Annotated in this window: 19 protein-coding genes; 9 read left to right on the top strand and 10 right to left on the bottom strand. The window is 64.0% G+C overall.

Features of this window, described 5'->3' with window-relative positions:
• Positions 1-90: 90 nt before the first annotated feature.
• A complete protein-coding gene (locus tag ACIGJE_RS31490; protein ID WP_415080934.1) occupies positions 91-585 on the top strand; it encodes a DUF3471 domain-containing protein in 495 nt (164 codons plus the stop codon).
• A gap of 100 nt (positions 586-685) precedes the next feature.
• Here the strand turns inward: ACIGJE_RS31490 and ACIGJE_RS31485 are convergent, their stop codons facing one another.
• Together ACIGJE_RS31485 and ACIGJE_RS31480 are read right to left on the bottom strand one after the other, a co-directional pair.
• Entirely contained in the window at positions 686-1,714 is a 1,029-nt protein-coding gene (locus ACIGJE_RS31485) for an L-idonate 5-dehydrogenase (RefSeq protein ID WP_415080936.1), read from the bottom strand.
• A gap of 9 nt (positions 1,715-1,723) precedes the next feature.
• Positions 1,724-2,662, bottom strand: a complete 939-nt coding sequence (locus ACIGJE_RS31480) for a 2-hydroxyacid dehydrogenase (RefSeq protein WP_311937057.1) — start codon at positions 2,660-2,662, stop codon at positions 1,724-1,726.
• 196 nt (positions 2,663-2,858) lie between these two features.
• Between ACIGJE_RS31480 and ACIGJE_RS31475 the strand changes: the two genes are divergently transcribed.
• From ACIGJE_RS31475 to ACIGJE_RS31440, 8 genes are all read left to right on the top strand, one after another.
• The gene (locus tag ACIGJE_RS31475) at positions 2,859-3,620 is read left to right on the top strand and encodes an SDR family oxidoreductase (RefSeq protein ID WP_311937054.1); all 762 of its coding nucleotides are present in this window, start codon (positions 2,859-2,861) and stop codon (positions 3,618-3,620) included.
• A gap of 78 nt (positions 3,621-3,698) precedes the next feature.
• Positions 3,699-4,604, top strand: coding sequence for an NAD(P)-dependent oxidoreductase (locus ACIGJE_RS31470; RefSeq protein WP_311937051.1), 906 nt, complete (start codon positions 3,699-3,701; stop codon positions 4,602-4,604).
• A gap of 131 nt (positions 4,605-4,735) precedes the next feature.
• A complete protein-coding gene (locus ACIGJE_RS31465) occupies positions 4,736-6,235 on the top strand; it encodes a sugar ABC transporter ATP-binding protein (protein WP_415080939.1) in 1,500 nt (499 codons plus the stop codon).
• Positions 6,236-6,254: 19 nt separating this feature from the next.
• Complete coding sequence (locus tag ACIGJE_RS31460; protein WP_311937047.1) at positions 6,255-7,304, top strand: ABC transporter permease; 1,050 nt, start codon at positions 6,255-6,257, stop codon at positions 7,302-7,304.
• Between the two features lie 26 nt (positions 7,305-7,330).
• Positions 7,331-8,440, top strand: coding sequence for a substrate-binding domain-containing protein (locus ACIGJE_RS31455; protein WP_311937044.1), 1,110 nt, complete (start codon positions 7,331-7,333; stop codon positions 8,438-8,440).
• A 128-nt stretch (positions 8,441-8,568) separates the two neighbouring features.
• A complete protein-coding gene (locus ACIGJE_RS31450) occupies positions 8,569-8,913 on the top strand; it encodes a hypothetical protein (RefSeq protein ID WP_311937042.1) in 345 nt (114 codons plus the stop codon).
• Positions 8,914-8,916: 3 nt separating this feature from the next.
• Positions 8,917-9,825, top strand: a complete 909-nt coding sequence (locus ACIGJE_RS31445) for an SMP-30/gluconolactonase/LRE family protein (RefSeq protein WP_311937039.1) — start codon at positions 8,917-8,919, stop codon at positions 9,823-9,825.
• A 90-nt stretch (positions 9,826-9,915) separates the two neighbouring features.
• Positions 9,916-10,914: a LacI family DNA-binding transcriptional regulator gene (locus ACIGJE_RS31440; RefSeq protein ID WP_311937511.1), complete on the top strand. Its 999-nt coding sequence runs from the start codon at positions 9,916-9,918 to the stop codon at positions 10,912-10,914.
• A 124-nt stretch (positions 10,915-11,038) separates the two neighbouring features.
• Here ACIGJE_RS31440 and dhaL (ACIGJE_RS31435) read toward each other — a convergent pair whose 3' ends face one another.
• The 8 genes from dhaL (ACIGJE_RS31435) to ACIGJE_RS31400 all read right to left on the bottom strand — a co-directional run bounded on the left by dhaL (ACIGJE_RS31435) (position 11,039) and on the right by ACIGJE_RS31400 (position 20,089).
• The gene (dhaL, locus tag ACIGJE_RS31435; RefSeq protein ID WP_311937036.1) at positions 11,039-11,692 is read right to left on the bottom strand and encodes a dihydroxyacetone kinase subunit DhaL; all 654 of its coding nucleotides are present in this window, start codon (positions 11,690-11,692) and stop codon (positions 11,039-11,041) included.
• Between the two features lie 30 nt (positions 11,693-11,722).
• Positions 11,723-13,834 carry a bifunctional sugar-binding transcriptional regulator/dihydroxyacetone kinase subunit DhaK gene (locus tag ACIGJE_RS31430; protein ID WP_415080943.1) on the bottom strand — a complete coding sequence of 704 codons (2,112 nt, stop codon included), beginning with the start codon at positions 13,832-13,834 and terminating at the stop codon, positions 11,723-11,725.
• Positions 13,835-13,976: 142 nt separating this feature from the next.
• Positions 13,977-14,618, bottom strand: coding sequence for a dihydroxyacetone kinase subunit DhaL (gene dhaL, locus ACIGJE_RS31425; RefSeq protein ID WP_415080945.1), 642 nt, complete (start codon positions 14,616-14,618; stop codon positions 13,977-13,979).
• A 12-nt stretch (positions 14,619-14,630) separates the two neighbouring features.
• Positions 14,631-15,623, bottom strand: a complete 993-nt coding sequence (locus ACIGJE_RS31420) for a dihydroxyacetone kinase subunit DhaK (protein ID WP_415080947.1) — start codon at positions 15,621-15,623, stop codon at positions 14,631-14,633.
• A gap of 33 nt (positions 15,624-15,656) precedes the next feature.
• Complete coding sequence (locus ACIGJE_RS31415; RefSeq protein WP_415080949.1) at positions 15,657-16,430, bottom strand: SDR family oxidoreductase; 774 nt, start codon at positions 16,428-16,430, stop codon at positions 15,657-15,659.
• Between the two features lie 57 nt (positions 16,431-16,487).
• On the bottom strand, positions 16,488-17,480 hold the full coding sequence (locus ACIGJE_RS31410; protein ID WP_415080951.1) for a substrate-binding domain-containing protein: 993 nt from the start codon (positions 17,478-17,480) through the stop codon (positions 16,488-16,490).
• An 82-nt stretch (positions 17,481-17,562) separates the two neighbouring features.
• Positions 17,563-18,567 (bottom strand): ABC transporter permease, encoded by a 1,005-nt coding sequence (locus ACIGJE_RS31405; protein ID WP_394311538.1) that lies wholly within the window; start codon positions 18,565-18,567, stop codon positions 17,563-17,565.
• A 43-nt stretch (positions 18,568-18,610) separates the two neighbouring features.
• Entirely contained in the window at positions 18,611-20,089 is a 1,479-nt protein-coding gene (locus ACIGJE_RS31400; RefSeq protein ID WP_149250113.1) for a sugar ABC transporter ATP-binding protein, read from the bottom strand.
• Positions 20,090-20,156 lie beyond the last annotated feature (67 nt).

Below are 20,156 nucleotides of genomic sequence, written 5' to 3'. Positions count from 1 at the left end.
CGAATTCGTGCTATCGAAATGCCGATCGATGAGCCATTCCGGCGCCTTCTTCGTGGGGTGGCGGCGTTCCATGTTTTGCCCGATGCCGATATGGGCATCGTCGTTCTCACCAATGGTGCTCAGGTGGGGGCCGCAGAAGCCATCGTCACGGAGTTCATGGACATCGTCCAGTTCGGCGACGTCACGCGCAACACCTGGTACGAGATCGCGCACGATCATTTCATGAATTTCTATAAGGCGTCCGGCGATCTGGCTGGCAATCTTCCGCCTCAAAACCCCAATTTTCCGCATCCGCTCGCCATCTATGAAGGCGTCTACAGCTCGGCCTATTTCGGCGAGGTCGAGGTCTGGGCGAATGGCGATCATCTGATCCTGCAGCTCGGCCCCCGCAAGCTGCAGTTCGTGCTCAAGCGCTGGAACGCAGACATCTTCCAGATGGATCCTGGCCGTGAGTTCACCGCCAAGGGATCCCTTTACTCCGTCAGGTTCGCATTGTCGGGAGGAAGGGTGACGTCGATGACTGCCGCCTATTTCAACGACAATCTCCTCGGCACCTTTCCGTTTGCGAGACCCAGGGGAGGCTGAGGCAAGGTGACGGGAAACTGGAGTCACAGTCGATGCTTGATGCGTCGTCCACCGGTCAACGGTTCCCGGTGGACGCGCGTTGACGCCTCCCCGGATGGCGTCAGAACGACAATTGCACCTTCATCGCGCGGCGGCGGTCATTGGCCAGGGCGAAGGCCGAGACGGCATCGTCGAGCGCGAAGCTGCCGGTGAGCAGGGGACGCAGGTCGATCTTGCCGGTATCGATCAACTGCGTCGCCAGGGCGAATTCGGCGTGGAAACGGAAGGAACCGACGACCGAGAGTTCCTTGGCAACCACGAGGTTCTGGGGGAAGGCGACATCGCCGCCCAGGCCGAGCTGGACGACGATGCCGCGCGGGCGCATCGCCTCCAGGCCCGCGCGCAGCGCCTTCTCGTTGCCGGAGCACTCGAACATCACGTCGACCTGGCCCTTGTCCACCGCCAAGGCGGCGAGGGCCTCGGGTGCCTGCGCCGCATTGATGGTGCGATCGGCGCCGAGCCTGGCCGCAATGGCGAGCGGCTCGTCGACGATATCGGTGACGATGATTTCGGCGGCGCCATGAAACCTGGCCGCAGCCACGACGAGCGCGCCGATCGGCCCGCATCCCGTCACCAGGATACGGCGCCCGAGCAGCGAACCGGCGCGGGAGACGGCGTGCAGGGCAACCGAGAAGGGCTCGACCAAAGCGAGTTCGTCCGCGCCGGCATTGTGCCCGATCTCGCACTGCACGGCATCGCAGACGAGGAGCTGGCGAAAGGCGCCCTGGACGTGCGGCATGCGCATGGCGCTGCCGTAGAAATGCATGTCCATGCAGTGATTGGGCAGGCCCTGCAGGCAATAGCGGCAATGGCCGCAGGGTCGACTCGGATTGACGGCGACCCGGTCGCCGCGTCGCAGCGGGCCGACATCCGCCGCGACCTCGACGATCTCGCCCGAGACCTCATGGCCGAGGATCATCGGCTCCTTGAGCCTGACGACCCCGAAGCCGCCATGGTTGTAATAATGCAGGTCCGAACCGCAGATGCCGCCGGCCTGGACGCGGACCATGACCTGCCCGTTCTGGAGCGGACCGGGGTCGCGTTCCTCCAGGCGCAGGTCCTTGGGGCCGTGGATGACGAGAGCACGCATGGCTACCTCTCAAATGACCGGTGTCAGAAGCGGAAGGCCGGCGAAGTGCGCGGCGAGATTGTCGCGCACCAGCTGGCCCATCGCCCGCCGGGTCTCGATCGTCGCGCTGCCGAGATGGGGCTGCAGCACGACGTTGTCGAGCCTGGCAAAGCGGGGATCGATGCGCGGTTCGTTCCAGAAGACGTCGAGGCCGGCTCCCGCAATCGTCCGGGCCTCCAGCGCCTGCAGCAGGGCTTCCTCGTCGACGGTGGTTCCGCGCGAGACGTTGACGAGATATCCCTCGGGGCCGAGCGCCTGCAGGACCTCCGTGCCGACGATCTTCTGGGTCGCGGCGCCGCCGGGAAGGGTGAGAACGAGCAGGTCCGCCCAGGCCGCGAGCGCCGTCAGATCGTCAAAGAAGCGGTAGGGTGCATCCTCGTGCGGGGAACGGCCGAAATAGCCGATATCCATGTCGAAACCCGAAAAGCGGCGGGCGACGGTCGAGCCGATGCGGCCGAGCCCGGCGATGCCGAGCTTCTTGCCATGAAGCCGCGGCGTCAGCGGCGGATTCCCCTTCGCCCAAGCGCCCGAGCGAACATGGGCGTCCCCGGTTGGAATCCGCCGCATCGCGGCCAAGGCGAGGCCGATCGCGAGGTCGGCGACGTCGCCATTGAGGACCTCGGGGGTGTTGGTGACGCGAATGCCCCTTGCGCGCGCCATGTCGAGATCGATGGCATCGACGCCGACGCCATAGCAGGCGATGATCTCGAGATGAGGGAGGATCTCCAGTGTCCGGGCGTCCACGCCCAGGTCACCGCGCGTGGCGATGGCCCGGATGAGCGGGCGGATCGAGACGGCAGGCCCGTCGGAGCCCTGTTCCCAGAGCTTGTGCAGCCGATAGGCGCTCGACAGGGCCTCCATGTCCCCGTCGGGATAGGAACCCATCATCAGCAGGTCAGGTTTCATCATCCTCGCCTCGGCATATTTTTGTTATCGATATCACAACTGCATAGGGGAGCAAGCCTCTTTCCACGGCCCATCACTTACGAACGAAATGCCGGTCGCGGTCGTCTTCAAGCGCGTTGACAAATTTTGTTATCGATATCAATTTGTCGAGGAAGAGCGCCGATAGCGAACAGGCGCCGGCAAGACAAGGGAGACCGACGTGACGCTGTTCGACCTGACCGGGCGCAGGGCCCTGATAACCGGGGCCAGCAAAGGCATCGGCTATGCGATTGCAGAGGCTCTGGCCGGCGCCGGTGCCAGCGTGGTGCTCAATGCCCGCAATCTCGACCGTCTGGAGGACGCCAGGATGGCGCTCGCGGCCAAGTCGCATACCGTCGATATCGCGCCCTTCGATGCCGCCGATCCCGATGCCGTAGAGGCCGGCATCGCCGAGATCGAGCAAAGGCTCGGGCCGATCGACATTCTCGTCAACAATGCCGGCATGCAGCATCGGGCGCCGCTGGAGACTTTCCCGCTCGACGCCTGGAAGCGCCTGTGCGCCACCAATATCGACAGTGCCTTCCTGGTGGGGCAGGCCGTGGCCCGCCGCATGATTCCGCGCGGCCGGGGCAAGATCATCAACATCTGCTCGGTCCAGAGCGAACTGGCGCGCCCAGGCATCGCGCCCTACACCGCGACCAAGGGCGCCCTGAAGATGCTGACCAAGGGCATGGCCACCGACTGGGCCCGCCATGGACTGCAGGTCAATGCCATCGGTCCGGGCTATTTCAAGACCGAGCTCAATGCCGCCCTGGTCGCCGATGCCGACTTCTCAGCCTGGCTGGAGAAGCGCACGCCGGCGGGCCGCTGGGGCGAGGTGAAGGAACTCGCCGGCGCTGCGATCTTCCTGGCCTCGGACGCCTCCAGCTTCGTCAACGGGCATGTCCTCTATGTCGATGGCGGGATCACCTCGAGCCTGTAGGTTTTCCCGAGGCCGGCGAGAGGAGGGGTGCTGCGCCCTCCTCAGCCTCTTGCGATGGGACGAAGGGGAGAACGGCCGATGACAGAGAGCCAGAAAGCCGCCGTTTCCGTGGTCGGGACCGGCATCATGGGATCGGCGATCGCGACGCGCCTGCTGGCGACGGGACATGCCGTGACCGTCTTCGACCTGGACACGGCCAAGGTCGCGACGCTTGTCGAGAAAGGGGCCAGGGCAGCCGCCAGCGCACGGGAGGCAGCGCAGGCGAGCCGCTTCGTCATCACCAGCCTCAACAGCGCCGCGATTGTGCGGAGCGCCGTGTTCGGCCCAGGCGGCATTGCGGAAGGAGCGGATGCTTCCGGACTCCTGATCGACATGTCCTCGATCGATCCGGCCTCGACACGGGAGCTTGCCGGGCAGTTGGCGGAGACGACGGGCATGCGGTGGGTCGATGCCCCGCTTTCCGGCGGCGCGCCGGGAGCATTGGCCGGCCGCCTTACCGTGATGGCCGGCGGGGCCGCCGAGGATGTGGACCGGGCGCTCGCCATCATGGACAGCCTCTGCGCCAACTACACGCATATGGGTCCGAGCGGCGCGGGGCAGACGACCAAGCTGGTGAACCAGGTGCTCTGCGCGCTGGGCTTCCAGGCGGTCGCAGAGGCGGTCAGGCTGGCGGAGGCGGGGGGCGTCGATGCGGCCCGCCTGGCGGAAGCCCTCAAAGGCGGTCGCGCCGACAGCGCCATCCTGCAGGAATTCGGGCCGAAAATGGCAAGACGCGATTATACGCCGACCGGCCGCATCGACAACATGATGAAGGATCTGGAGGCCGTGCAGGCTTTCTCCGGCAGCCAGCGCCTGCCGCTGCCCGTGACCGGGCTGGTTACCGACCTGCACCGGTCCCTGCTGGCCGCGGGCCTCGGACCCCGCGATACGGCGGCGATCATGCTGCAGTTCACCGGGTTTCGCGAGCAGTCCGATGAAGGCTGATGTCGGGGTCGGTCACCGACGGGTATCTTGACAGGATCATGTTTGTTATCGATAACATATGAAAACCGGCCGTAGAGCCGGGCGGGCTTTGCGGGGCTGGAAGGCCCTCGAAGTTGTGGAGGACGAACGCGATGGCAGGGCAGGAAGCTCTCCGGTTCGAGAATGTCGTCAAGGCCTTCGGTGGCACCCGTGCGCTCAAGGGCGTCAGCCTGGAGGTCGGGCGCGGCGAGGTCGTGGCCCTGCTGGGCGAGAACGGTGCCGGCAAGTCCACCCTCATCAAGATCCTCGGCGGTATCTTCAAGGCCGATGACGGCCAGATCACCATCGGTGGCGAGGTCTATCGCCACCGTGCCAATGCGCGGGGCCAGCGCCAGAGCGTGGCCTTCATCCACCAGGACCTCGGCCTGGTCGAATGGATGACGGTGGCCGAGAATATGGGACTGTCGCAGGGCTTCTCCCGGCGCTGGCTGGGGGGCATCGACTGGCGCGAGGCGGAGCGCAAGGCCGAGACGGCCCTGAAGCTGGTCGGCTGCGACATCGATCCCACCCTGCGCGTGCACAGCCTCAGCCGGACCGAGAAGTCGCTGGTCGCCATTGCCCGGGCCCTGGTGGTGGACTGCGATTTCCTGGTGCTCGACGAGCCGACGGCCAGCCTGCCGGCCGACGAGGTCGAGCGCCTGTTCGAGGCAGTGCGGCGCCTGCGCGAGCGGGGCGTGGGCATGATCTATGTCTCCCATCGCCTCGACGAGATCTTCCGTATCGCCGATCGGGTGGTGGTGATGCGTGACGGCCTCAAGGTCGACGAGAAGCCGGTGGCGGAGACCACGCCCGACGAACTCGTCAGCATGATCGTCGGCCGCTCCACCCTCGAACTCTTCCGCAAGGCCGAATTCCATTCGGGCAAGGCCCGCGTGGTCCTGCGCGATGTGGTGACCCCGGCGGCCGGCCCCGTCAGCTTCGAGGTTCGCCAGGGCGAATTGCTCGGCCTCGTCGGCCTGCGTGGCGCGGGTCAGGAAGATATCGGGCGCAGCCTGTTCGGGGCGGTGCCGCATCGCGGATCGATCACCATCGATGGCCAGGTGCCCGATCTCTCCTCACCGCGGGCGGCTCTGAAGGCCGGTGTGGGGCTGGTTGCCAGGGACCGCATGGAAGAGTCCCTCGCGCCTTCGCTCAGCATCCGCGAAAACGCCTTCCTTAACCCGGAAGCCGCCGGACGGCCGTGGTATGTGCCGCGTTCGCCCGCGATCGAGGCCAGGCTGGCGAGTGAGCTGGGCGAGGCCGTGGGGCTCAGGCCCAACGATCCGGATCTGCCGATCGAGGGGCTGTCAGGCGGCAACCAGCAGAAGGTGGTCGTGGGGCGCTGGCTCGCGACCGGCCGCCGGCTCCTGGTGGCGGAGGATCCGACCGCCGGCGTCGATGTCGGCGCCAAGGCCGAGATCTACCGCCTCATCGCGCGAGCCCTGGAATCCGGCCTCGCCGTGATCGTGGTGTCCACGGATTTCGAGGAAATCGCCCATATCTGCCACCGTGCCCTGGTGTTCAACCGCGGCCGGATCATTGCCGAGCTGGCCGGCCCAGCCCTGACCACGGAGGCGGTGATCTCGGCCGCCTCGGCCTCCGAAGCCGCGTGAGCGCAGACAGGAAAGCTCCATGTCCACCAACTCCATCAAGTCCGACGCCCTCGAGCCGACACGCGGCGAACTCAAGCAGGCCTCGGCGGGCGAACGACTGCTGCGGCGCCTGCCGGTCTACGGCCTACCGATCCTCACGGTCCTCTTGATCGTCCTGTTCTCGCTGATGCTGCCGCAGACCTTTCCGACCATGCTCAACGTCCGCTCCATCATCGCGGACAAGGCGATCATCGCCATGCTCTCGCTGGCGGCCATGATCCCGATGGCGGCCGGCAAGATCGACCTCACTGTCGGCTATGGCATCGTGCTCTGGCACATCCTCGCCATCAGCCTGCAGACGATGTTCGGGCTGCCCTGGCCGGTGGCCGTGGTGGTGGTCGTCCTGTTCGGCGCCCTGATCGGCCTGCTCAACGGCCTGCTGGTCGAAGTGGCGCGCATCGACAGCTTCATCGCTACGCTCGGCACCGGTACCGTGCTCTATGCCGTCGCGCTCTGGCATACGGGGGGACGCCAGGTCGTGGCGAGCCTGCCCCAGGGCTTCCTCTCGCTCAACGGCACCATGGTCTTCGGCCTGCCGATCACAGGCTTCTACGTGCTGGCTCTCGCCCTCGCCCTGTGGTTCATCCTCGAGCACCTGCCTGTTGGCCGCTATCTCTATACGATCGGCGCCAATCCCAAGGCGGCTGCGCTCAACGGCATCCCGGTCCAGCGCTACACCATGGGCGCCTTCGTGGCTTCCGGCGCCCTGACGGCGGTGGCCGGCGTCCTGCTCGCCTCGAAACTGCGTATCGGCCAGGCTAGCGTCGGTCTCGAATATCTGCTGCCGGCCCTCGTCGGCGCCTTTCTGGGCTCGACGACAATCAAGCCCGGCCGCGTCAATGTCTGGGGCACGGTGGTCGGTGTTGCCATCCTCGCGGTCGGCATCGCCGGCATCCAGCAATTCGGCGGCTCGTTCTGGGTCGAGCCCATGTTCAACGGCGTGACCCTGCTGATCGCGATCGGCATCGCCGGTTATGCCCAGCGCCGACGCGGCTCGGCCACCCGAAATTTCAAGAAGACGGGCAACTGACGACCCGTCGCATTCAGGAGGAGATCATGTTGAGACGAAATGTGTTGATGGCGGCTGCCGGCCTGGCGGCCCTGGCCCTGGCGCCCGCTTTGGCGCGGGCGGATGCCTTTGTCGACGAGGCGAAGGCGGTCGTCGCCAAGGCTGCGGCCCGCGCCGACAAATGGGACGGGCCAACCTCCGGTCCCAAGGCCGTGGCCAAGAAGACCGTGGTCTATGTGGCGGGTGACATGCGCAATGGCGGCATCCTGGGCGTGGCCCAGGGCGTCAAGGAAGCGGCCGGCGTGATCGGCTGGACCTATCGCGAGATCGACGGGCAGGGCACGGTATCCGGCCAGGCCGCAGGGCTGAGCCAGGCCGTTGCGCTCAAGCCGGATGCGATCATCGTCGGCGGCAGCGATGCGGTCGAGCAGAAGGCGGCGCTGGAGGAAGCGGCCAAACAGGGCATCACCATTGTCGGCTGGCACTCGGGCCCCAAGCCCGGCCCCCTCGACGGCACGCCTGTCTTCGCCAATGTCACCACCGATGCCATGGAAGTCGCCAAGGTCGCGGCCATGAAGGCGATCGCCGATTCCGACGGCAAGGCCGGCGTGGTGATCTTCGCCGATTCGACCTATGCCATCGCCATCGCCAAGGGACGGGCGATGGAGGAAGTCATCAAGAAATGCCAGGGCTGTGCCGTGTTGTCCTTCCAGGACACGCCGCTTTCGGATGTTTCGACCCGCATCCCCCAGCTGACCACCACACTCCTGCAGCAGCAAGGTGCCAAGTGGACCCATTCCCTGGCGATCAACGATCTCTATTACGATTTCATGCCGCCGTCGCTGGCCGCGGCCGGCATTGCCGGGGATGGCGATCCCCAGAACATCTCGGCCGGTGACGGCTCCGAGGCCGCCTATCAGCGCATCCGCGCCAAGGACCATCAGGCCGCGACGGTGCCGGAGCCCCTGGCCATGCAGGGCTGGCAGCTGGTCGACGAACTGAACCGCGCCTTCGCCGGCGAGAAATGGTCGGGCTACGTTCCCGGCGTGCACCTGGTCACGCCCGACAATATCGGCTTCGACGGCGGCCCCAAGAACGTCTTCGATCCCGACAATGGCTACAGGGATGCCTACAAGAAGATCTGGGGTGTCAACTGACCCGGAGACGTGGCGGGGGCGCGTAGGCGTCCCCGCAATTGTACAGTTAGAACAACAGTTTACAGCGTCCGGTTCGCGCGTTGAAACGGATGCCTCGACTTTCGCTTCACCTCAATGGTAGCTCCGTCATGTATATACGCTGCGCCTTTTTTCGGGGCCAAGTCCGGCCAGGGTCGGAAGAGGCCTTCACGCAATTCGTGCGCGACAGGCTCGTTCCGCTCTGGACCCGCTTCCCGGGGGCCGAAGAGGTGCGTGTGCTGCGCCAGGAAGAGGCCGATGTGCAGGAGCCGCATTACGCCATGGTGCTGGCCATCCGCTACCCCTCGCGTGCCGCCATCGAGGAGGCTCTCGCCTCGGAGGTCAGGACGAAGAGCCGGGCCGTCACCGCCGAACTGATGCCCCTGTTCGACGGCGACATCTTCCACACGATCTTCCGCGCCGACGAGTTCCCGATGTCGCCGGAACGAGGATGAGGGATGAGCGACTACGAGATCCTCGACGAGCGCTTCGCCGCCCTGATCATCGGCCACGCCCGGCTCGAAAAACTCTGGACCGGATGCCGGTGGGCCGAAGGGCCGGTCTATGTGCCGGCCGCAAAATCCGTGTTGTGGTCGGATATCCCCAATGACCGCGTGATGCGCTTCGACGAGACGGATGGATCGGTCAGCGTCTTCGAGAGCCCCTGCGGCTACCATAATGGCCACACGCTGGATCAGGCCGGCCGGGTGATCGCCTGCGAGCATGGCGGACGGCGCTTGACGCGCCTGGAGCCGGACGGGCGCTGGAGCGTGCTGGCCGACAGCCATGGCGGCAGGCGCCTCAACTCCCCCAATGACGTGGTGGTGAAGAGCGATGGCTCGATCTGGTTCACCGACCCGACCTACGGCATAGACAGCAATTACGAGGGCCATGCCGCCGTCTCCGAGATCGGGGCTTCGCATGTCTACCGGGTCGACGCCGCCACCGGCGCGGTCCAGCCCGTCATCACCGATCGCATCAAGCCGAACGGCCTGGCCTTCTCGCCGGACGAAAGCCTGCTCTATGTCGCCGATACCGGCGCCAGCCACGTTCCAGGGTTGCCCCGGGCCATCCACGCCTACGATCTGTCCGCCTCGGGTGAGGCCATCGGTCCGGCACGCACCTTCGCCGTGTGCGAAGCTGGTTTCTTCGATGGGTTTCGGGTTGACCGCGACGGCAATGTCTGGGCTTCCAGCGCCGATTCAGTCCGCATTTATGCCCGGGATGGCAGTCTGATCGGGCGCATCCCGATTCCGGAGATCGTCTCCAATCTGTGCTTCGGAGGCCCGAAGCGCAACCGCCTCTACATCACGGCGCAGAGCTCCCTCTATGCCATCTACGTTAACAATCACCCGCCGGGCTGGTAACGCTCCGGCTATGGCGATTGCGCCAGAACTGCCCTAACGGATTGCTTGATGCCTCGCGACAACGACAGACCGCTCAAAAGCCAGCCGACCATGGCCGATGTCGCCGAGCGGGCGGGGGTGTCGACCATGACGGTTTCGCGCGCCCTGAAGAAGGGGGGCTCGATCTCCGAGAAGACCCGCGGCAAGATCATGGCTGCGGTGGACGAGCTGGGCTATGTGCTCGACCAGATGGCGGGCACGCTTTCCTCCAAGCGCTCCGGTTTCGTGGCTGCACTGGTGCCCTCGATCAACAGCTCCAACTTTGCCGACACCGCCCGCGGCATCACCGAAGCCATCGAGGGCAGCGGCCTGCAACTGCTTCTCGGCTATACCGACTATCAAATCGAGAAGGAGGAACGGCTGGTCGAATCGATGCTGATGCGGCGTCCCGAAGGCATCATCGTCACCGGCGGCCGCCACACCGATCGCACCCGCAAGCTGCTCGAGGCCGCCGGCATCCCGGTGATCGAGACCTGGGACGTGCCAGATAAGCCGATCGAGCACGTCGTCGGTTTCTCCAACGCTGCCGCCATGAATGCGCTCGTGCATCATCTCCATGGCCGTGGCTATCGCAATATCGGTTTCATCGGCGGCACCAGCAATCGCGACACTCGCGGCGCCGATCGTCGCCAGGGCTACATCCAGGCGATCGAGCAACTCGCCCTCCCACGCGGTCGGGTCATTTCCTTCGGCAAGCCGCCGATCTCGATGGAGCAGGGCGCCCAGGCCATCGTGCATCTGGTGTCCCAATGGCCTGACGTCGATGCGGCGGTCTGCGTTTCCGATCTGTCGGCCTTCGGGGCCCTGATGGAGTGCCATCGCCGCGGCTGGGCGGTGCCGGGGCGTATCGCGATCGCCGGCTTCGGCGATTTCGAGGTTGCGCGCTGCGCCTACCCGAGCATCACCACGGTTTCCGTCGATGCCAAGGAGATCGGTCGGGCAGCGGGAAACCTTCTGCTCCGGGCAATAGAAGCCCAGCGGTCGCAGCAGCAAATTCCGCCGGAGATGATGCTGATGCCGTTCGTCGTGATACCGCGTGAAAGCAGCTGACGGATCTTCGCAGTTTCCGTCCGCCGGCACGGCTCAGCTGCAAACCCTGCGCTCCCTGGCTTGGCGCCACGGGACCCACCTCACGGCTTGATCGCCAGTGGCAGGAAAACCAGGCTCGTACTTCCTAAGATTCCGGTCGCTCGGCGAAGGCTTCCTGCATTGCCCGTAGAATGATGAGGGCGGACGCTGCGCCGGGGTCCATATGGCCCAGGGAACGTTCTCCAAGCCGGGCGGCACGCCCTCGGGTTGCGACCATGGACCTTGTCGATTGCGCGCCTTCCGCGCCGGCCTCCACGATATGGCGCCACATCTGCCCGATGGTCAGGCCGTTTGCCTTGGCGTGAACGGCGACCTCCATTGCCGGTATCCATGTGTCGAGCATCGTCTTGTCTCCGCGCTGCCCTTTGCCGCGTAGTTGGATACCCTTGGTAATGGCTTCGACGATGGCGACCTGTTCCGGCAGCTCGAGGGACAGCTGGTTCTTCAAGGCCTTGGCTGCGTTTTGAAAGCCTGTTGCATAAAGGGGACCGGTGGAGGCGCCGACGGCATCGAGAAAGGCGGATGCTGCTGCCGCGAAGACGTCGGAGGGTGATGCCTCATCAAGGTCGAGTTTTGCAAGCGCGCTGGTGACGGCCGAAAACCCCAGCGCCATGCTGATCCCGTGATCGGCGTCGCCGATGGCGCCGTCGAGATCGGACAGATATTCCTTCTCCGCCTTTATCGACAGGGCAATCAGCTGGAACATCCAGCTGAGGCGTCGCGCTGCGGTTTGCGGCATTGCATTGATCTCCCGAACAGCGTGGAATTCTCATTGGGCCGCAGGTAGCGGCCCTTTTTCGGTGATCCGAAGAAAGGCCGTATCGCAGGGATGCGACAGGAGATCGGATAGTTCCTGATCCAGGTGCAGGATGGATATGGATGCACCGTTCATGTCGAGCGACGTGCAGTAATGGCCGACCCAGTTTGCCACGATGACAATCCGCTTGGCGCTGAGGCGCTCTTCCACGCGCTTGAACAGAATGTAGAGCTCCATCAGGGGGGTCGAGCCGAACGAATTGACAAGAACCGCCACCTGGTCGCCCGGGCCGGCCGTCATCTCGGAAAAGACCCTGTCCATGATGCGGTCGACGATTTCATCGGCTTGCATCATCTTCTCGCGGATGACGCCTCGTTCGCCATGAATGCCCATGCCGATTTCCATCTCGTCAGGGCCGATCTCGAAGTTGTGCCGGCGGGTTTGCGGCAAGGAACAGGGTTCCAGTGCGACGCCCATCGTATAGGTGCGCCTGTTGGCCTTGCGTGCAATGGCCTCGCATTCGTCGAGCGACAGCCCGCGATCGCAGGCGGCGCCGGCGATCTTGAAGACAAAGAAATTGCCCGCCACGCCGCGCCGTCCGTCGCGATCCTCTACCGGTGAGGAGGAGATATCGTCAGTCGTCAGCACCGTGCGCGTGGGGATGTTCGCCTCCTGCGCCAGCTCGGCCGCCATTTCGAAGTTCATCACGTCGCCGACATAATTGCCGTAGACGAAAAGGACGCCGGCTCCGCCTGAGGCAGCCTTTGCGCATTCGAAGATTGGAACAGGGGGAGGCGAGGAGAAGATGTTGCCGATCGCTACCGCGTCGGCCAGCCCCTTGCCGACATAACCGAGAAAGCAGGGTTCGTGGCCGGAGCCACCGCCGATGACCAGGCCGACCTTGCCCTTACGCGGACCATTGCGTGCAACCAAGGCACGCTTCGAGCCGTTGATCGGTGCGATATGAGCGGCATGCGCCTTGACCACCCCGTCAAGCATTTCATCGACAACGTCATCGGGGTTGTTGAGAAATTTCTTGATGTGGGTGCGATTGTAGCTGGGCGGGGCAGCCTCGGATTCCTGCCGCAAGCGTTGGGCCGGCTTGTTGTGGATCTGCGCTACGCCATCGGCGTTGAGGATGCCACGCCCGGTCGCCGCATCGGTGATCAACACGCTGACATAGCCGCCTCTCAGCGCCGCCAGAATTGCCGGCACCTTGTCGAAACCGCCGGCAACCGCAACGCGCATGTCGCTATCCCGCAGCCGATCGAGCGAAATGCCGATGGTTCTGTCGTCCAGGGGACCGGAAACGGGGTGGCCATGGGAGTCGATGAAACGGCCTGCAATCACGCCGACTGCATTTCTGGCCAGATAATCCTGTATCGAGACGTCCTCGAAGAATCCGCTGGTATGGATCGTCGAATTCGGCCGAAGGGACGAAATGCCGAAAAGTGCCTTGTTGGCCCGGGTCAGCGCTTGGAATTGCTCGGCAATGACCGGTTCGTCCAAGAAAGCCGATTTGACCTGCGCATTCGACACGATGGCCGGCGCGGTGATGTTGATGAGATGGGCATTCGTGGCTTTGGCGAGCGCTGCCGCGCATAGCTCCGGCGTGTAGGCGAAACCGGCCCGAGTGCCGCCGGTGGCCTGGACGACCGTCACATCCTGCAGATTGGCGATATGCAGGTTTTGGGCAATGGACAGGACGGTGCGCCCCCATGCGACGGCAACCGTATCGCCGGATTTCAGCAGCTTCGCAACGGCTTGCGCGCCGGCGGCTCCAAGGCGGTCGATCAGGGTTCGCGATCCATCATCGTTGGGCACGACGAGGCAGTCGGTCAATCCGAAATGCTGTTTCAGCTCCTGTGCGATTATCAGCGAGCCCAGCCGCGAAGGTTCGATGGAAATGCTGACAATTCCACGGCTGCGCGCTTCGGCAAGGTAGCTGTTGACCGTTGCGCGCGAGATTCCCATTATCTCGGCGATATCGCCCTGTGTGCGCCCGTCCTCGTAATAGAGCCAGCAGGCCCACACATAGGGATCGTCGCCATAACGCAGCGGTATGACATCGGCCAATTCCGCCTGACCGGGCTTGGCCAGAGCGGTTTTATTACTCGGCGCCATCTTGTTTGCCATCGCTCCTGCGTCGGTCGGGAAGGCTTGCAGGACAATGCCTTTGTCTCGTCTTGCGAAAATTCACAACAAAAGGCGGCCCAACTTTCCAAGCATAAAGTGGGGCCGCCATGTTGCGCAAATCGGCTGTCCCTTATTGCAGCTGCTCGCGGGCGCGGAGTGACAATTCCTTGAGAATGATGGCACAGGAGGTTGCCCCGGCGTCCAAGACCCCGCGGGAACGTTCGCCCAGACGGCTGGCGCGTCCGATCCTGGCGACCAGATCTATTGTGGAATCTCGCCCCTTTTCCGCGGCTTCGACGAGCGCATCCAGAGCTTCGGCAAAGGATCTGCCGGCCGTGTTCGCATCGTCGAACGCGGCAAGGGCAGGAACGAACGTGTCGAGAAGCGTCTTGTCGCCTACCTTGGCGGAGCCGATGGATTGAATGCCTTCGAGGCCCGCATGCAGCATGCGGCTGAAGGCGGTGGCATCGATGGCGTCGACACCGTCGATCTTTTCGGCGAATTCCGTAAACATGACGCCATAGAGCGGCCCCATCGAGCCGCCGATTTCGGTCATCAGGACGGTGCCGAGCGTATCGAGCGAGCCTGAAAGGGACGCGTTCTTGCCCTTGAGCCGTTCGGCAGCCAGGTTGAAGCCTTTGGCCATGTTGACGCCGTGATCGCCGTCGCCGATCTTGCCGTCGATTTCGCTGAGATAGGCCCGATTTTCGATAATGCGTTCTGCCATGGCCAAAACGATATTGCCGGCTTCCGCATTGTTCAGGGTTTGCATGGGGCGTTCTCTCTACAAGATTGCAGTGCAGCGCACGTCCGTATCGAGCAGTTCCTTCAGTTCGTCGTCAAGAGCCATGACCGTCAGGGTTGCGCCGATCATTTCCAGAGAGGTGAAGTAATTGCCGATATAGGTGCGATGGATTTTCAGGCCGCGTTTGACGATCTCGGATTCGATCGTATCGTTCAGGATGTAGAGTTCGTTGAGCGGTGTCGCGCCGAGGCCGGAAACCAGTACGGCGACTTCGGTACCTTCGGAAAGATCATGGTCGTCGAGAACGATCCCGCACATGTCGCGGGCGATCTCGGCCGCGGATTTAAGCGGCTCCACGCGGACGCCCGGCTCGCCGTGATGGCCAATGCCGACCTCCATCGTGCCCGGAGCGATCTCGAAATTCGGATGGCCGACAGCAGGCAAGGTACATGGACCGAGGCCCACGCCGATCGAGCGGCAATTGTCGATCGCCCTTTGCGCGGTGGCACGGACGTCTTCGAGCGAGGCGCCCTTTGCCGCCTTGGCGCCGCCAACCTTCCACATGAAGATTTCGCCAGCAACGCCCCGGCGTTTTTCGCGCTCGTCTTGGGGCGCCGAGCAGACATCGTCGTTGGCGACCACGGTCGCCACTTCGATGCCATCCTTGGCGGCAAGCTTGATCGCCATCTTCACGTTCATGTTGTCGCCGGCGTAATTGCCGTAGAGCACGACGACACCTTTACCGCCATCGGCTTCGCGGATGGCGTCATGGAAGCTTTTGGCCGTGGGGGAGGAGAACAGCTCGCCGACAGCCACGGCATCGAGCATGTTCTTGCCGGTATAGCCGATGAAGGCCGGCTCGTGGCCGGAACCGCCACCCGTGATGACACCCACCTTGCCGGCCTGAGGGGCATCCCTGGCGGCGATGACACGGGGATTGTCGGCGAGGCGAACAATATCGGAATGGGCCTTGACGAAACCCTTCACCGTGTCTTCGACGACTTCGTCGGGATTGTTGACGAAACGCTGCATGATTTCTCCTATGGGTTCCTGGAGCGCTTCGGCTCAAAGGATGGTGTAGCCGCCATCGATCAGCAGATCGGCGCCGTTGATCATGTCCGCACCGGCGGAAGCGAGGAAGACGGCAGCGGCCGCGATTTCCTCGGGAAAGGCGAACCGGCCGGCGGGAATGCGTTTTTTGGCGGCGTCGCCCTTTTCTCCCGCCCAGGCCTTCTTGCCCAGTTCGGTGAGTACGATGGTGGGAGAAAGCGTGTTGACGGTGATGCCGTATTTGCCCCATTCGGCCGCAAAGGTCTTGGACATGCCGATCACGCCGAATTTCGAGGCGCAATAGGCCACATGCTCCTCGATGGCGACAGTGCCGGCCTGCGAAGCGAGGTTGATGATCCTGCCGCCCTTGCCGGCGCCGATCATTTCCCGGCCGACAGCCTGCGTGACCAGGAAGCTGCCCTTGAGATTGATGTCGATCGTCCTGGTCCAGTGGTCCAGCGACAGATCCTCGGCCGGAGCCAAGAACACGACCCCGGCGCTGTTGACCGAAATGTCGATGCCGCCAAAAGCAGCCTTCGTACCCGCGATCGCGGCGTTGACGGATGCAGGATCGGTGACATCACACGCGAATGCGTGCGCGCCATTCCCAAGCTCGGCCGCCTTCGCGGCGGCAAGTTCGGCGTTGATGTCGAGAACGGCGACCCGGGCACCCTTGGTGACGAAGGCGGTTGCAACGGCAGCACCGATGCCGGAGGCGGCTCCGGTGACGAGGGCGACCTTGCCGGAGAGGGGGAAGGTCAGGTCGATCTGAGGCGCGATATCGGTCATGTCGATGGGTCCTGGCGGTAGGAGGCGCGGGGTGAAACGCTACCCCGCGCGGAAGAATCACTTGCTGCGGGCAGCGAGCAGCTTGTCGACATTGTCGGCGGTGACGGGAGTCCACGGCACGTTGTATTCCTTGGCCTTACCGTCGTTGAACGGCATGCTGGGATACTGGGCCCAGATATCGGATTGCGGCTTGTAGTTGCCCTTCCTAGCCTGGAAGATGGCAAGGTCCAACGCTCCCTGCGCCTGAGCGCGGGCGTCCTGCAGGATCGAGGTCATCGTGCCCTGCTTGACCGCATGGAGCGCATCGGTGACACCGTCGATGCCGGCAATGGCAAAATCCTTGACGTTCAGCTTGGCCGCCTTGATGGCTTCGATCGCGCCGAGCGCCATCTCGTCATTCTGGCCGATGACGCCGTTGATCTGGCCCGGGTGTGCCGTCAGCCAGTTTTCCATCAGCGTCTGCGCTTCGGCGCGTGACCAGTTGGCCGTCTGGTCTTCGATGACCTTCACATTCGGGCATTCCGCAAGAGCCTTCTTGTTGCCCTCGAGACGGGAGATCTGCGCCGACTGGCCGATCGGGCCTTCGATGATCACGACATTGCCCTTGCAGCCGATCTTGTCGAGCACGCTCTTGGCCTCCAGATAGCCCGAGACCGTGTCGTCGGAGCCGACATAGGACGCCAGCAGGTCGGAGTGGACGCGTGTGTTCGAGCCGACGACGGGAATGCCGGCGTCATGCGCGGCCTGGACGGCAGTGGCGCCGGCCTCGATGTCGATGGGCACGAAGATGATCGCGTCGAATTTCTGCGTGATCATCGTGTTGAACTGTTCCTGCTGCACGAGCGCATCGTAGCGCCCGTCGAACACGGTCAGCTCCACCTCCCCATTCTTGACGGCAGGATGTTCCTTCAGCGCCGCTGTCCAGATCTGCATGAACTCGGCGTTGAGGCCGTAGGGGGCCGCCCCGATCTTGATCTTCTTGTCCTGCGCCAGGGCAGGCGTCACCAGCAACGCCGTGGCCGCGGCCAGGGCGACAAGCAGTTTCCTCATGGTCGTTCTCCTCCGAAAATTGCCGCAGCCATGACGGCACGCGGTTCTGGATCGCGGGCGCGAGCGTCCGGATGGCACGGGCTTACTCGCCCTGGTTTCTCTTCTGATCCAGCATCACGGCACCGACGATCAGGGCGCCCTTGAGGACCTGCTGGTAGTAGGATTGGATGCCCATCAGATCGAGGCCGTTGTTCATCACGCCGATGATCAGGGCGCCGATCAGTGTGCCGGTGATACGGCCGACACCGCCGGACAGGCTGGTGCCGCCGATCACCACGGCGGCGATGGCATCGAGCTCGTAGGCGATGCCGGCTTGCGGCAAGGCGGAACCGGTGCGGGCCGCCAGCATCATGCCCGCCAGGCCTGAAAGTCCGCCGGAGATGACGTAGACGCTGAAACGGATGCGGGCAACGTTGATGCCCGACGTCTTGGCGGCATGCGGGTTGCCGCCCACGGCATAGATGTAGCGGCCGAAGCGCGTACGGTTCAGCACCCACCAGGACAGGGCGAACACCACGGCGAGCAGGACGACCGGCGCAGGAATGCCGAACAGGCTGCCGGTGCCGATCCAGCGGAATTCAGGCGTGAGAGCGGGCACGGGCCGGCCCCCACCATAGATGAGCGTCAGGCCCCGCGCTGCCGAAAGCATGCCGAGCGTGGCCACGAAGGCGGGGACGGCAAAGCGCGAGACGATGATACCGGCCACGGCGCCGCAGGCGATACCGACGAGAAGGCCCGCCGCCAATGCGAGATAGAACGGATAAGGCGCGCCCGGCAGGCCCGCCGTCGACGAGGTGGTGGCGAAGCTGGCGGCAATGATGCCCGTAAGCGCCGCCACCGATCCGACGGACAGATCGATCCCTCGCGTCAGGATGACGAACGTCATACCCACCGCCAGCACGCCGTTGATGGCCGTCTGCAGCAATACGTTGGAGATGTTGCCCGCGGTGAGAAAGTACTGGTTGGAGACCGAAAGGACCAAGGCAAGCAGCAAGAAGGCGATGAAGATGCCGTATTCCTGGATGATGAGCCGACGATGCTCCCTGCCGGGCCAGATGCTGGTGGAAGGATTCTGGTTAGCGGACACGTGGATTTCCTTTTTGTGCCGGGCATATGCCAGGGCGCCGGTCTCAGGTGGACAGATGCACGAGTGACTGCGCGTCGGTTTCTTCACGCCGTTGGATCCCGGCGGACCGTCCCTGCCGCATCACCAGGATGCGGTCGGACATGCCGAGCACCTCGTCTATTTCGGATGAGATCATCACGACCGTGCCGCCTGCTGCCGCGAAGTCGCAGATGATGCGGTAGATCTCGCGCTTGGCGCCGACATCGACGCCGCGCGTGGGTTCGTCCAGCAGGAGAAGCTTGGGCTGGCGCAAGAACCACTTGCCGAGCACGACTTTTTGCTGGTTGCCACCCGACAGGCCGGAAACCGGCATGGTATCGCGCGCAGCCTTGATGCCGAAACGCGCGATCATGTCTGCCGAGGCGGCCCGTTCCTGCCGGCGCTGCATGGTGAAACCCGGACTCAGCTCCGGCAGGCTCGCCAGACAGATGTTGTTGCGCACGCTGTCGGAGAGATTGAGGCCGGTGAGCTTGCGGTCTTCGGTGACGAGCGCGATGCCTGCGCGCATGGCATCGGCGGGACGGGAAATGGCCAGTGGCTGGCCGTCCAAAGTGATGCTGCCGGCCGTCGGCTTGTCCAGGCCAAACAGGCAGTCGAAGATCTCCGTACGCCCCGACCCCATCAGACCGTAAATGCCGAAGATCTCACCCCGTCGCACGGAAAATGAAATGTCGTCGATCTTGCCGGGAGCCGAGAGGCCGTTGACCTCGAAGCTTACCGTCTCCGCGGGGATGTTGGTCTTGACATATTCCTCCCCGAGCTCCCGGCCGACGATCATGCGGATCAGCTCGGGACGGTTGATATCGGCCAAGGCGCCGCTGCCGACATAACTGCCGTCCCGGAAGACGGTGTAGGAGTCGGCGATCTGGAAGATTTCCGACAATCGGTGGGAGACATAGACGACCCCCTTGCCGGCGGCCTTGAGTCGCTCGATGGCCGAGAACAGATGCTGAGCTTCCTTCTCGCCGATGGCGGAGGTCGGCTCGTCCATGAAGATGACCTCGGCATCGTGACTGAGTGCCTTGGCGATCTCCACGAGCTGCATCTGCGCCACCGAGAGATTCATCATGTATTGGCTGGCACGGATGTTGAAGCCGAGCTGGTCGAACAGCGCCTGGGCCTCCCGGTTCATCTTGCGGAAATCGATGCCGCCGAAGCGTGCCGACGGTTCGCGCCCCAGGAAGATGTTCTCGGCCGCCGTCATGTGGGGAACCGGGCTGAGCTCCTGTTCGATGATGGCAATGCCGGAGGCAAGCGCTTCGGCCGGACTGGAGAACTCCACGGCCTTGCCGCGGCGGCGGATCGAGCCGGCGTCTCTGCGATGCAGCCCCATCAGGATCTTCAGGAAGGTGGACTTGCCCGCGCCGTTGCCGCCGCACAAGGCATGGACGGAACCCGCATGGAGCTTGAAGGCGCCATTTCGCAAAGCAGCAACGCCGCCGAAGGACTTTTTGAGCCCTTCCACCTCAAGCAAGAGATCCACGCTTCCTCTCCTCCTATGCGCACGCCGCCTGGCCGGCGGGCACGTCGACGTCACGAGAGCCAAGCTC

The sequence above is a fragment of the Labrys sp. E2SS-1L genome, from assembly GCF_057073705.1.
Note: the sequence above shows the minus strand (reverse complement) of the source record. Positions and strands in the feature narration are given on the sequence as shown.